Source organism: Variovorax sp. 10L426 (genome assembly GCF_056395305.1).
This window is the reverse complement of the sequence record NZ_JBFTJF010000004.1, coordinates 348275-359352: the sequence shown is the minus strand read 5'-3', so window position 1 is coordinate 359352 and position 11078 is coordinate 348275. Positions and strand designations below refer to the sequence as shown.

The 11078-nt window shown below is 66.0% G+C and carries 15 protein-coding genes; 2 read left to right on the top strand and 13 right to left on the bottom strand.

The window, feature by feature from the left end:
• Nucleotides 1–41: 41 nt before the first annotated feature.
• Together AC1DHL_RS08420 and AC1DHL_RS08415 are read left to right on the top strand one after the other, a co-directional pair.
• Complete coding sequence (locus AC1DHL_RS08420; RefSeq protein ID WP_478161686.1) at nt 42–629, top strand: hypothetical protein; 588 nt, start codon at nt 42–44, stop codon at nt 627–629.
• A gap of 18 nt (nt 630–647) precedes the next feature.
• Nucleotides 648–1025: a hypothetical protein gene (locus AC1DHL_RS08415; RefSeq protein ID WP_478161685.1), complete on the top strand. Its 378-nt coding sequence runs from the start codon at nt 648–650 to the stop codon at nt 1023–1025.
• Here AC1DHL_RS08415 and AC1DHL_RS08410 read toward each other — a convergent pair.
• Genes AC1DHL_RS08410 through AC1DHL_RS08350 form a run of 13 tightly spaced genes read right to left on the bottom strand, consistent with a single transcriptional unit; the run spans nt 1022 to nt 10996 of the window.
• Complete coding sequence (locus tag AC1DHL_RS08410; RefSeq protein WP_478161684.1) at nt 1022–2245, bottom strand: tetratricopeptide repeat protein; 1224 nt, start codon at nt 2243–2245, stop codon at nt 1022–1024. The two genes, AC1DHL_RS08415 and AC1DHL_RS08410, sit on opposite strands and share 4 nt — an antisense overlap.
• A gap of 39 nt (nt 2246–2284) precedes the next feature.
• A complete protein-coding gene (locus AC1DHL_RS08405; RefSeq protein ID WP_478161683.1) occupies nt 2285–3052 on the bottom strand; it encodes a sigma-70 family RNA polymerase sigma factor in 768 nt (255 codons plus the stop codon).
• A gap of 10 nt (nt 3053–3062) precedes the next feature.
• Complete coding sequence (gene fliP, locus AC1DHL_RS08400) at nt 3063–3788, bottom strand: flagellar type III secretion system pore protein FliP (RefSeq protein WP_478161682.1); 726 nt, start codon at nt 3786–3788, stop codon at nt 3063–3065.
• Nucleotides 3785–4243: a flagellar biosynthetic protein FliO gene (locus AC1DHL_RS08395; protein ID WP_478161681.1), complete on the bottom strand. Its 459-nt coding sequence runs from the start codon at nt 4241–4243 to the stop codon at nt 3785–3787. Before AC1DHL_RS08395 ends, fliP begins: the two co-directional genes overlap by 4 nt.
• Before the next feature lie 3 nt (nt 4244–4246).
• Nucleotides 4247–4600 (bottom strand): FliM/FliN family flagellar motor switch protein, encoded by a 354-nt coding sequence (locus AC1DHL_RS08390; protein WP_478161680.1) that lies wholly within the window; start codon nt 4598–4600, stop codon nt 4247–4249.
• A gap of 13 nt (nt 4601–4613) precedes the next feature.
• Nucleotides 4614–5483 (bottom strand): FliM/FliN family flagellar motor switch protein, encoded by an 870-nt coding sequence (locus AC1DHL_RS08385; RefSeq protein WP_478161679.1) that lies wholly within the window; start codon nt 5481–5483, stop codon nt 4614–4616.
• An 8-nt stretch (nt 5484–5491) separates the two neighbouring features.
• Entirely contained in the window at nt 5492–6682 is a 1191-nt protein-coding gene (locus AC1DHL_RS08380) for a flagellar hook protein FlgE (protein WP_478161678.1), read from the bottom strand.
• A 27-nt stretch (nt 6683–6709) separates the two neighbouring features.
• Nucleotides 6710–7111 carry a flagellar hook capping FlgD N-terminal domain-containing protein gene (locus AC1DHL_RS08375; protein WP_478161677.1) on the bottom strand — a complete coding sequence of 134 codons (402 nt, stop codon included), beginning with the start codon at nt 7109–7111 and terminating at the stop codon, nt 6710–6712.
• Nucleotides 7111–7899, bottom strand: coding sequence for a hypothetical protein (locus AC1DHL_RS08370; RefSeq protein ID WP_478161676.1), 789 nt, complete (start codon nt 7897–7899; stop codon nt 7111–7113). The genes AC1DHL_RS08375 and AC1DHL_RS08370 overlap by 1 nt, the downstream gene beginning before the upstream one ends.
• Nucleotides 7896–8405 carry a hypothetical protein gene (locus tag AC1DHL_RS08365; RefSeq protein ID WP_478161675.1) on the bottom strand — a complete coding sequence of 170 codons (510 nt, stop codon included), beginning with the start codon at nt 8403–8405 and terminating at the stop codon, nt 7896–7898. Before AC1DHL_RS08365 ends, AC1DHL_RS08370 begins: the two co-directional genes overlap by 4 nt.
• Nucleotides 8402–9760, bottom strand: a complete 1359-nt coding sequence (locus AC1DHL_RS08360) for a FliI/YscN family ATPase (RefSeq protein ID WP_478161674.1) — start codon at nt 9758–9760, stop codon at nt 8402–8404. The genes AC1DHL_RS08365 and AC1DHL_RS08360 overlap by 4 nt, the downstream gene beginning before the upstream one ends.
• 1 nt (nt 9761) lies before the next feature.
• Nucleotides 9762–10523: a FliH/SctL family protein gene (locus AC1DHL_RS08355; RefSeq protein WP_478161673.1), complete on the bottom strand. Its 762-nt coding sequence runs from the start codon at nt 10521–10523 to the stop codon at nt 9762–9764.
• Nucleotides 10520–10996, bottom strand: a complete 477-nt coding sequence (locus AC1DHL_RS08350; RefSeq protein ID WP_478161672.1) for a hypothetical protein — start codon at nt 10994–10996, stop codon at nt 10520–10522. Before AC1DHL_RS08350 ends, AC1DHL_RS08355 begins: the two co-directional genes overlap by 4 nt.
• Nucleotides 10997–11078 lie beyond the last annotated feature (82 nt).

Below are 11078 nucleotides of genomic sequence, written 5' to 3'. Positions count from 1 at the left end.
AAGGGTTCTTAACAGAAGCGCAAAACGCTGGATAACTTGTCATGACAACGCCCGAATCCAATTCACTCGATGGCCTGATCGCAGAAGGCCTGGCTGCCAGCCAGGCCGACGATGCCGAACGGGCCATCGCCTGCTTCCAGAAGGCAAGCGCGGCGGCACCCGAGGCCGGCTTGCCTCAGTTCCTGTTGGGTGCGGAGTTCGCCGCGCTGGGCGATATGAGCGCGGCGGAGACCGCCTTCGCCAACGCCACGCGCCTCGCGCCGGGGTTGCCCATGGCCCGCTATCAGTTGGGCCTGCTGCAGTTCAGCTCGGGCCGCGCGGCCACCGCACTGCTCACCTGGCAACCGCTGCTGCAATTGCCCGATACCGATCCATTGCCCCATTTCGTGGCCGGCTTTGCGTCGCTGGCGCAGGACCGCTTCGAAGATGCGCTGCACGATTTCCAGCAGGGCATCGCGCTCAACACGGGCAATGTCGCGCTGACGAGCGATATCGAGAAGGTCATCGACGGTATCCGCACCCTGATGCGCAACTCGGTGCCGGGGCCGGAAATCACGCCCCAGCCGTTGTCAGAGTCCGAAGCGCACGTGCTGCTCGCGGGCTATCGGCAGCGTGGCCCCGCGCATTGATCGGCCAGCGTCATCTGCATGATTGATCCGCCATCGCAACTGGCCGCCACGGTTCGCGCGCAGTTGGGCGCGCAGCGACGCGTTCCCGCGCGGCGCGATCCTGCGCAGCGGCACGCCGGCCATGGCGACGCCACGATTCAGCGGACGCCCGCACTGCGCGTGCGGGCGTTGTCGCCGGACGATCCGCAACGTCGACGCAAGGCCGTTCGGATTTTTCTGGAATCGGTACTGGTGGAGGCCCTGGGCCGCAGGCGGCCTGAGGACCACGGGTTCGATCAACTGGTCGACACGGTGCTGCATCGGATGGAAGGCGATCCCGCGCTCGAAGCGGCATTGCGCGAGGCAGGCGATCTCTTGCTCGCCGATGTGATGCCGGCGCCCTGCCGCTCGGACTAGTCTGCTTCCGGATCGACGGCCTGCTGCTTCGGCAGCAAGTCAGCCATGTCGCCGCCTAGTGGCGCTTCGCGGCCGCCGAGCAGACGTCGGGCGAGGCGCTGAAGATCTTCGGCATCTTTCACTTCACCGTTCAACAGCGCACGGGCATATCGACCGGACAAATTGCCCCTGTCGAGCCGCAGCGCCGTCTCGGCGTGCGTTTCCGCTTCCTGCAGAATCTGCTGCATCGCCAGGACGACAGCAAGCCCGCCGTGACTCTCGGCGAAGTTGCGGTCCAGCGCCAGTGCCGCCTCGAAGCTGGCACGGGCCGCCGGCAAGTCGCCTTGAAGGATCTGCGTCCATCCCAGGCCGTGCCATGTGCCGATGTGCTTGCCCAGAACCGCCAGCGCGCGAATGAAGGCCGCATGGGCCACCTGAAGATCGCCGGCCAACAGTGCGGCAAATCCCCGCGTCGACCAGGCCCGACCGTCGTCGGGATGCCGCTGCAGTGCGAGATCGGCGAATCGGGCCGCGTGCCTGGCATCGCGCGCCGCCAGTGCAAGCGAAGCCTGCGTCACGAGGGCTTCGGGCGGATGGTCCGCGGGGTTTCCCGCTTGGAGACTGGCGACCGACCAGCGCTTCGCCGCAACGAAATCAGCTGCATCGATGGCGATGAGGCTGGCGACCCCCGCGGCCTGCGGATCGAGCCCGTTCTGCCTCTCCGCCTCCTTCGCCCAGGCGATGGCGCGGTCGAGATCGCCTTGGAGGTGCAGCGCACGCAGCCACAGTTGCTGCAACGCGCGCGCTGCGGTCGCCGGATGCCGAACAACGCCGTCTCGACCATCGGCCGATGTCTCCAGCGACGGCGCAAGCCGGGCGATGCATTCCGCATGGCGGCCGCGGCGCAAATCGATGAAGGCACGGTTGTGAAGCAGTACTTCGGCAAATCCCGCGGGCGGGTTCGGCGTTCGCGCCAGGGCTTCCAGCACACGCTGCGCTTCGTCGTAGCGCTGCTGCGCGAGCCAGTAGTCGCCCTCGCGCAGACGCCACGCGAGCGGCTCGGTACCCAATGAATCTCCATGCTGCAGATGGAACCTGGCGCGCTCCCACTCCCCGCATGCCAACGCGGTTTCGAAAGCGTCGATCAGCAGGCTGTTGTTCGAGGGGTCTTCGCGCAGGAAACCGTCGAGCCGGTCAAGGCGTTGACGGGCGGCAACGGAGGATGGCGTCGGCTGGGTCATGAAGAGCAAAGGATACCGGTTGAAGGACGATAGGAAAGGTCACCACGAGACGTCGCAATGCGCGTCCTTGCCGAGCAACTCGCGCAACCGCGACAGGCCCTGCCGGTGCAATTGCGCGACGCGTGCGCGCGTAACACGCAGGAGGCGCGCGATGTGTTCGAAGGGCATCTCCTGCAGATAGTGGCAGGCGATCACCTTCTTCTGCTGCACCGGCAGCTGGTCGACCATGTCGCGCAGGGCCTCGCGGAGTCGCAGGATCTCGGTCTTGCGGAAATAACTCACTTCGGGCGAAGGCATGCGCGCATCGCTCTCGAAGGCATCCGCATCGATCATGCCCGTGTCTTCCAGCAGGACGCCGATTGCAAGGCCAATGCCCACGTCCGCCAGATAGCGAAACAAGGCGTCCGGGTCGGCAGACGAGACCGATGCGCCAGCGGCATCCGTTGCGGCCTCCTTCACGACCTCCAGCCGCTCCTGTCGAAGCCGGGCCATGACATTGCTCTGCTGGTTCATTTCGGTCAACCGGACCAGGCCGTTGAGCATCGCGCCCTGGATGCGCTTGGAGGCATAGGTCCTGAAGCTGGCGCCCTGCGCCGGATCGAAGCGGTCGACCGCCTCCATGAGGCCGATGCGCGCAAGCTGCAGGTAGTCGCCGAACTCGACACCGCCGTGCACGCGCCGGGCAAAGAGCGTGGCCGCGAGCATGCGCGCGTAGGGCAGATGCAGGCAGATGAGGCGCTCGCGGGCGGCCGCATCGCCCTCCTCCCTCCAGTAAACCCACAGCGGTGCCGATTCTTCGCAAGACATCGCGCGTCACTCAGTGAAAGCTGCCCACGAGTGCCTTGAGCACCAGGCTCCAGCCGTCGACCAGGATGAACATCAGTATCTTCAGCGGCAGCGCGATGGTGGTCGGCGGCATCATCATCATTCCCAGCGCCATCAGAATGCTGGAGACGATCAGGTCGATGAGCAGGAACGGCAGGAAGATCACGAAGCCGATCTGGAATGCCGAGCGCAGCTCCGACAGCATGAAGGCGGGAATGAGCTGCACATTGCCGATGTCGTCCATCGATGCCGGTACCGGTGCGTTCGAAAGCTCCACCATCAATGCAAGGTCGGCCTCGCGGGTCTGCCGGACCATGAATTCGCGCAGCGGACCGACGCCCTTCTGGTAGCCCTCCTCGACCGAGAGCTTGCCCGCCATGAAGGGCTCGAACGCATCCTGGCCGAGCGTCTGAAGCACCGGCGACATGGTGAACAACGTGAGGAACAGGGCCAGCCCGATCAGGACGGTATTGGGCGGCGTCTCGTTCATGCCGATGGCGTGGCGCAACATCGACAGTACGACGATGATGCGCAGGAAGCTGGTGAGGCAGACCATCAGCGCCGGCAGGACGGCCAACACGGTCAGGCCCAGCACCACGCGCAATGCCTGCGAAGTTTCGGCGGCCGCGACGCTCGGTGCCGCAGCGGGCGCCGCCGCCTGGGCCGCGGCTCCGAGCAGCATCACGCCCAGCAACAACGGTGCAGACCTGAATCTCATGCCGATTCTTCCGCGGCGGGCACGCGCGGCGACTCGGCCACGAGACAGATGGTTTGCTCGCTGCATCCCACGAGGAGGCGGCGGCCTTCCCACTCCACGACATGCAGGCTGTGGCGAGGCGTGAGCCGCATGCAGGACGAGCGCGCGAGTTCGGAAGGCGGCGCCACGGTGCGCGTCTTCTTTCGCGCCACGTACACCGCAGCCGCCACGAGGACGAATACGGCCGCGATGGCGAGCGATCCGACACCTGGACCACGCGCCCCATCATCCTCCGTCGGTTCGCGCATGACCGGAATGCTGGATGGCAGGCTGGCCGTACGGGCGGTCGCCGCGACCGCCGGCGCCACGGTCTGCGCACCGGCCCCCGTCGCGAACCACAGGCCGAGCGCCATCAGGCAAGCCAGCCACAAACCGGGAAGGCCGGCCCGCCGCAGCCCCGCATCGACAACATTCATCGATCAGGCGCCCCGGCTCAGGTTCAGGGCCACCGGCAGGTCAGTGATGCGCACCGCAAAGTGATCGTCCACCGCCACCAGCTGCCCACGCGCGACGACCTTGCCCTCGATCGTCAGGTCCACCGGCTGATCGATGGTGCGGTCGAGACACAGAACCTGGTTTTCCTTGGCTGCCAGCAGTTCGCCCACGGAGAGAGATGCCTCGCCAACGCACACCTGCACTTTGGCCTTGATGTGATGCAGCGGATTCCAGTCCCGCAGGATGGTGGCGCTGCTGGCATCGCCATCGACATGGGCCGGCAGGTCCGGCAGCACGACGGTCTGCGCGGTCACGATTCCTTCGATGGCATTCGTCATCGGTTCTTTTCCTTCACTGAATGATTGTTGGATGGGGGGGTGCGGCCGGCCGCGCCATTTCGACGGCGATTCGCCCTTGGCGCTGCCCGAGCCAGCCGTCGCAGAGTGATGCACCATCCGCGGCAATGACCTTGAGCGGCGCGTCGAGCAGATGCTTCAACGGGATGACATCGCCGGGACGCAGCGCCTGCAACTGGCCAAGATTCAATTCGGCGCCCGCCAGCATGACGCGCAACGCAATCCGCTCCCGCGCCAAGGCCTGTTCGAGTGGTATTGCCGCGGTGGCGGCTGCCTGTGCGGTCTCCTTCGCGGGCTCGCTGCCAACAAGTGCAGCCACCGCGCGATACGGCAATCCCATTCGCCAGACACCACCGCACCAGCGCCAACGCAGCCACAAGGCGCCGGACCAGGGCTTGGCGGCAACGGCCGACGCACCCCGCACCAGCGGCGATTCCCGCAATTCGCTCCCGACGAGCGCGGGCGATGAAGCGATGCGATGCAGCCAGTCGTTCCACGCCGCGCGCACCATGCCTTCGGCGATGGCCGATGCCTCGCGGCGCGGTGCGGTCGTCGTCACATCGGTTCCGAACATCGCGCGCGCCACCGCACGGGTCGCGGTGTCGCCGCTTGTCACCGCCGGCGTATCAGCGAAGGACCACCAGACAGCGTCTTCCGGCACGTGCTCCATGCCCGCATCGCTTTCGCTGACCAACACATCGGCGTCAAGCGCCGCGACCTCGTCTGCCGGCAGCCAATCCGCACACCAGGCGCGATGGACCGCGGCAAATTGCGAGCACACAAGATCCTGCCGGACCCTTGACCAATGCCGCAGCGGGCGCGCCCGGCGCGCCGACGCCACCGGATCGAGCAGAGCGGAAGACATCGCCGTATTCATCGGCTCTTCATCGAGAAAAGTTCCTGCAGCATGTCGCTGGCCGTCGAGATGACCTGCGAACTGGCTTGGTAACCGCGCTGCATCACGACCAGATCAGAGAACTCCTGTGACAGGTCCACGTTCGAGATCTCGACCGCGCCGGTACGCACCTTGCCGAACGCGCCCTCACCGGCCGCGCCGAAGTGCCAGGCGCGCTCGTCGAGCATGCGAAACTGGTTGTCTCCCAGCGCCGCCATCGCATCCTGCGAGTCGAAGCGCGCGAGCGCGATGCGAGCCCCGTTGCGCGATTCGCCGTTCGAGTAGCTGATGGAAAGCACGCCATTGGCGTCGAAGGCCACGCCGCTCAGGGTGCCGGGCCCGACACCATCCTGAAGAGTCATCGCAAGCGTCGACAGATTGCCCGACGCGAATGACGTCACATCCGAGCTGAAATCCAGCGTCAGCGCCATCGGCGGCTGGCCCGGCGGCGTATAAGTGGCCTGCACGATGGCCGCATCCGCGACGGGTCGGCCATCGGCGAACACGATGCGCCCGGTGGAGAGCACGGTGGTGCCATCCATGACATCCACGCTCCAACTGCCGGCCTCGACGCTGTCCGTATTGGTGAACTTCAGCGTCAGCGTGTGGCTTCCGCCCATCGCGTCGAGCACGGTGATGTTGCCCACTTCCTGCTCGGTCGCCGTGCTCGAAAGGTTGCCGCTGAACTTCACCCGGGTGGTTGCCTTGCCAGCTTGCGTCATGTGCCCGGCGACGCTGATCTCGACAAGCTGTCCATTGCTGTCCTGCCCCATCACCTTCTCGCCGGTGCTTCGGCTCACGAGCACACCATCGGCGTCGAAGCGGAACTGGCCGGCGCGGGTGTAGACGAGGCTGCCATCGTCTCCCTTGAGCACGAAGAGACCTTGGCCGTCGACCGCCATGTCGAGCTCGTTGCCGGTCTGGCGCAACTCGCCTTGCTTGAACGACATCGTCGTTCCGATGGTATTGAGGCCGAAGCCCAGCTGGTTGTTGTTCTGGCTGGTGACGCCGCCGCTGAGATTGCCTCCGGTGTAGAACACGTCGGCGAACTGAAGACTGGAGCTCTTGAAGCCCGGCGTGTTCATGTTGGCCGTGTTGTTGGCGATGACACGCAGGCCGCGCGAATAGCCCAGCAGCCCCGTCATTCCGACGTAGATGGATTCGAGCATGGTGATTTCTTCCGGATGTTCAGGCGATCAACGCACGGCGACGAGTTGGCTCAAGGAGATATCGCCGAGCGTGGCCCCCGCCGTGGTCTCGATGGTGAGCAGCGGCGCATCGCCCGACAGCGAGAGCGCCTTGACCGTGCCGCTCAGTTGCCCCTCACTGACGGTGATATCGACCGTGCGGCCGATCAGCCCTACTGACTGCAGCGCCGCCTGGTTGGTGATCAGCGTTTCGATCTTGTTGTTGAGTTGCTGGGTTTGCTCCAGGCTCGTGAACTGCGCCATCTGCGCCATGAACTCCTGGTTGTCCATGGGTTTCAGCGGGTCTTGGTAGGTCAATTGGGTCAGAAGGATCTTGAGGAAGTCCTCCATGCCCAGGCTGCTTGCCTGAAGGTTGCTTGCGCCGGCTGCGCCGATTGAATCGATGGCCATCAGGCCTCCCTTGGGTGAAGTTGATCGTGAGGGGTGTCTTGAGGAATCAGCGCAACGCCGTCGCGCCAGACCGGCTGGCCGTTGCAGACCACGAGGTGCAGACGCTCGCCGCGATCCCTGAGCCCGCGCTGCAGATCCGCCACGATGCCGGGCAACATGGCGCGAAGCGCTTCGTCGTTCGCACGCATGGCGATCCATACGGCATGGCCTTCGGGGCGTTCCTCCCCATGCAGACGCAGGAGCGCGGACGGCTCCATGATTTGCATCGACGGTTGCGAGCGTGATGCGCTTTCTGTGATGGATGCGGGAAACGCCCTTCGCACATTCGCAGGCAAACCGGTCATGGGTGGCAGCTGATACGCCTCGGGTCGTTGCGGACCCTCTGCGGGGCGCAGCGTCTTGCTCGGCGCAGCCTGCATCGACATCGGGCCAGAAGAAATCCAGGGCGCCGTCGACGCCGTCGACATGTGTCCAGCATTCGATGTCCTCGACGCTGGCACTGCCGGGAATGGATTCGTCCGCGACGCACCGGGCGGCGCGCTGCCGCGCTTCTCGCCGCCATGGCGGTGAGCGGCAGCGTGTGCTGCTGTGCGGCTCTCCGGCGGCGGCTCCGCGTTCTCCCCGGCGACAGGGTTCGCCTTGAACCAGGACGTCAACTGCGCCCACTCCATCTCGCGCTGCCATGCAATTTGATGCTGTCGGGCGTCGCGGCCGGTCGACACGGCGCCGCCACCCTGCTGGGCCGGCTGAGTGACACGCGCGAGCGCTACTGAAACTTGCGAACTCATCGCCCGCGCCCTCCGACGACACGGCCGGTAGCCGGACGCGCAAGCCAGTCCCGGTCCTGCTCGGCACTCGCACGCAGGCGCATCTCGTGCGCGTATTCGGCAAGCGCCTCTTCCTTGTGGCGCACGAGCCCTTCGATGCGGAGTTGCTGCGCCACGCAAGCCTTTCTCAGTGAGGCGCAGCGCTGATTCAACGACTTGCGTTCTTCGTCGAGCTCACAAGTCCGCTCGTACAGGCGGGCCAGATGGTTCAGTGCGTACCGATGGGCCGCTGGATCGACCCGTTGCGTCAACGCATGGCCGACGGCATCGGCCTGCGTATCGTGCATTCGCCGCAGTTCCTCCACTTGTGCTTCGACACGAGCGAGTGCCTGCTGCGTTCGGGCGAGATCGGCCGTCAGCCTCTCCAGACGCCACTGCTGCTTCTGCCTCACGGGTTCGAGCGTGTACGCGAAGCCGCGAACGTCGGCATCCCGGGCGGCAGTGGTCTCTGCAAGGGTCCTGCTCATGGCTTCTTCTGCTCCGCCAGAATGGCTCGAAGCCCGCTGAGCGCTTCCGCACGCGTTGCGCCCCCGGTGCTCTGCCGCAGCCATGCTTGCAACGCAGGCTCGATCTGCAACGCTGCGTCGAGTTCGGGGTTCGAGCCTCTCTCATAGGCACCGATGTCGACCATCTGGCGATTGCGCTCGAGCACGGCCAACTGGTTCACCGCCGTCACGGCAAGTGCACGCTGGTCGGCATCGGCCAACTCGGGCATCAGCCGGCTGACGCTCTTGAGTACGTCGATCGCCGGATAGTGCCCGCGATGGGCCAGGTGCCGGGAGAGCACGATGTGTCCGTCGAGTATCGCGCGCAAGGCGTCCGACACCGGCTCGTTGAAATCGTCGCCTTCCACCAGCACCGTGAGCAGCGCGGTGATCGACCCACCGCCCGGCGCGGTGCCGCAGCGCTCGCACAACTCGGGCAGCTCCGCAAACACGGAGGGCGTGTAGCCCCGCGCCGTGGGTGGTTCGCCGGCGGACAGCCCCACCTCCCGCCGCGCCATTGCAAAGCGCGTGACCGAGTCCATGGTCAGGAGAACCTTGCGGCCCTCGTCGCGGAAATGCTCAGCGATCGCCAACGCCGCATAGGCCGCCCGCAGGCGGGCCAGCGCTGGCTGGTCGGATGTGGCGACCACGACGACCGAATGCGCAAGTCCAACGGGGCCGAGTTGCTTTTCGATGAACTCCCGCACTTCGCGCCCGCGTTCGCCGATGAGCGCGATCACGTTGACGGCTTCCGCGTCGGCGCCCGCATGCTGGCCCAGGTGTCGCGCCAGCATGCCCAGTAGCGTGCTCTTGCCTACACCGCTGCCCGCGAAGATGCCGATCCGCTGTCCCTCGCCCAATGTGAGCAGGCCGTCGATGCTGCGGATGCCGGTTTCGAGGATGCGGTCGATCGGCGGGCGCCGCATCGGGTTGATGGGCGCCGCCTTGAGCGGCCTGCGCATGGACGTGGCCGGGCGGGGCCCACCGTCCAGCGGATCGCCGAATCCGTCCACCACGCGGCCAAGCAATGCCGGGCCGACATCGATCTGCGATCTCGCGCCCAGCGCCTGGACCTCGCAGCCCGATGCAATGCCCTCGGCCGAGCCATAGGGCATCAGCGTGACGCGGCCCTGCTTGAGCCCGACGACCTCCGCGAGCACGTCGCCTGTGGGGTCGGACTGCGAATGCCTGCGCACCTTGATGCGGCACAGTTCGCCGACTGCGGCGTCGGGGCCCAATGCATCGATGGCCAGCCCCTGCATCTCCCGGACCCAGCCGATGCGGCGATGCAGTTCAGTGTTGCGCAGCGCTTCGCGACAAGCCGATAGTGCGCTCATGTCAGGACCCACGAACCATGGCGCGGCTGCGCTGGAGGAGTTCTCGCAACGCTTGCAATTGCGTCTCGAAGCGCGCATCGAGTCCGCCTTCGGGAGACTGCAGGATGCAGCCGCCGAGTACAACTTCGTTGCTGCCAATCCATTGAACACCGTCGCGCTCGCCGCTTTCCGCCGGCGCCACGCCAGCTTTCTCCAGCACAGCGAGATCTTCGGGATGCAAATGGATGGCCACCAGTTGCCCATTCCGCATGGCCTCCGTCGCCTGCTTCAATTGGGCCTGGAGCGCCTCGGGCCGGGGTGCGTGTTCGCCCAGCAACCGGCAGACGACCTCGAAGCAAAGCGCCAGGATGTCGTCCTCCGCCGCTTGCACCCTGGCGTCGATCTGTGGCGCGAGCGCGGCGATCAGCTTGTCCAGTTGTGCGAGGCGTGCGTCGCAGTCGGCCTGGGCTTCCTGCTTCAGTTCCTGGACCAGACGTTCGTTCTGCACGAAGAGATCGCGTTCGGCCTGCTCTGCCGCCTGACGTGCCCGTTGCTTCGCTTTTTCGGTCCCCTGCGCAAGGCCTTCGGCGACCCCCTTGGCAAAACCCTCGTCATAGCCGCGGCGACAGGCCTCGTCATCGCGTTGCGCGGCGGCCGGGCGAGAGTCCGGCTGGTTCTGCACGGTCGGAGCTGCCACGAGGGCTGGCGCTTGCGGACGCGCAAGCGCCCGACGCCCCTGCACCACCACATCGCACAGCACTCGCGACGAGACTTCACCGCTCATCCGGATATTCCTTGTGAGACACGTGCCCGCCGCCAGAACCCACGCAAGGATTCCCGGACGGCATGCCACCGCCTCGGCAACGGCTCATACCGTACCGGCCCACGAAGGCGCGCCACAACGGCGGCGATGAGGGCGGAGCGAAGTGCTGGCGGCACCGGGCCGGCAGTCGTCGATGCCAACAGCGCCTGCACACGCGATCGTTGGTCGGGCTCAAGGGCTTGCAGCAGGTCTTCGCGCCAAGGCCAGTTGGCCACGCGCAACCAACTGACGATCAGGGCGGCCGGCTCGCTTCGCAGCGCCCTGATCACGGTGTCGAGGCGGCCTCCGGCGAGTGAGAGAAGCACGTCTTCATCGGACGACGGCATCGTCGCATCCGCGATCAGTGTCGGGTCACTGGCGATGCCCAGGGACGCCAATTCCGCCAGCAACGCTTGCAATGTTTCTCTCTCTCGCTCCGGCATGGCATCGAGCATCCACGTCCGATCGATCGGGGACATGGCATGCAGGAGCAGCGCGGCCTGCCGCGCTCCGGCTGTTTCGCCTGGGCCGGCACGG

Excerpts from the sequence above, each read along its gene's own strand:
- AC1DHL_RS08420 (WP_478161686.1), top strand. The coding sequence starts at position 42 with ATGACAACGCCCGAATCCAATTCACTCGATGGCCTGATCGCAGAAGGC.
- AC1DHL_RS08415 (WP_478161685.1), top strand. The coding sequence starts at position 648 with ATGATTGATCCGCCATCGCAACTGGCCGCCACGGTTCGCGCGCAGTTG.
- AC1DHL_RS08410 (WP_478161684.1), bottom strand. The coding sequence starts at position 2,245 with ATGACCCAGCCGACGCCATCCTCCGTTGCCGCCCGTCAACGCCTTGAC.
- AC1DHL_RS08405 (WP_478161683.1), bottom strand. The coding sequence starts at position 3,052 with ATGTCTTGCGAAGAATCGGCACCGCTGTGGGTTTACTGGAGGGAGGAG.
- fliP (WP_478161682.1), bottom strand. The coding sequence starts at position 3,788 with ATGAGATTCAGGTCTGCACCGTTGTTGCTGGGCGTGATGCTGCTCGGA.
- AC1DHL_RS08395 (WP_478161681.1), bottom strand. The coding sequence starts at position 4,243 with ATGAATGTTGTCGATGCGGGGCTGCGGCGGGCCGGCCTTCCCGGTTTG.
- AC1DHL_RS08390 (WP_478161680.1), bottom strand. The coding sequence starts at position 4,600 with ATGACGAATGCCATCGAAGGAATCGTGACCGCGCAGACCGTCGTGCTG.
- AC1DHL_RS08385 (WP_478161679.1), bottom strand. The coding sequence starts at position 5,483 with ATGTCTTCCGCTCTGCTCGATCCGGTGGCGTCGGCGCGCCGGGCGCGC.
- AC1DHL_RS08380 (WP_478161678.1), bottom strand. The coding sequence starts at position 6,682 with ATGCTCGAATCCATCTACGTCGGAATGACGGGGCTGCTGGGCTATTCG.
- AC1DHL_RS08375 (WP_478161677.1), bottom strand. The coding sequence starts at position 7,111 with ATGGCCATCGATTCAATCGGCGCAGCCGGCGCAAGCAACCTTCAGGCA.
- AC1DHL_RS08370 (WP_478161676.1), bottom strand. The coding sequence starts at position 7,899 with ATGAGTTCGCAAGTTTCAGTAGCGCTCGCGCGTGTCACTCAGCCGGCC.
- AC1DHL_RS08365 (WP_478161675.1), bottom strand. The coding sequence starts at position 8,405 with ATGAGCAGGACCCTTGCAGAGACCACTGCCGCCCGGGATGCCGACGTT.
- AC1DHL_RS08360 (WP_478161674.1), bottom strand. The coding sequence starts at position 9,760 with ATGAGCGCACTATCGGCTTGTCGCGAAGCGCTGCGCAACACTGAACTG.
- AC1DHL_RS08355 (WP_478161673.1), bottom strand. The coding sequence starts at position 10,523 with ATGAGCGGTGAAGTCTCGTCGCGAGTGCTGTGCGATGTGGTGGTGCAG.
- AC1DHL_RS08350 (WP_478161672.1), bottom strand. The coding sequence starts at position 10,996 with ATGCTCGATGCCATGCCGGAGCGAGAGAGAGAAACATTGCAAGCGTTG.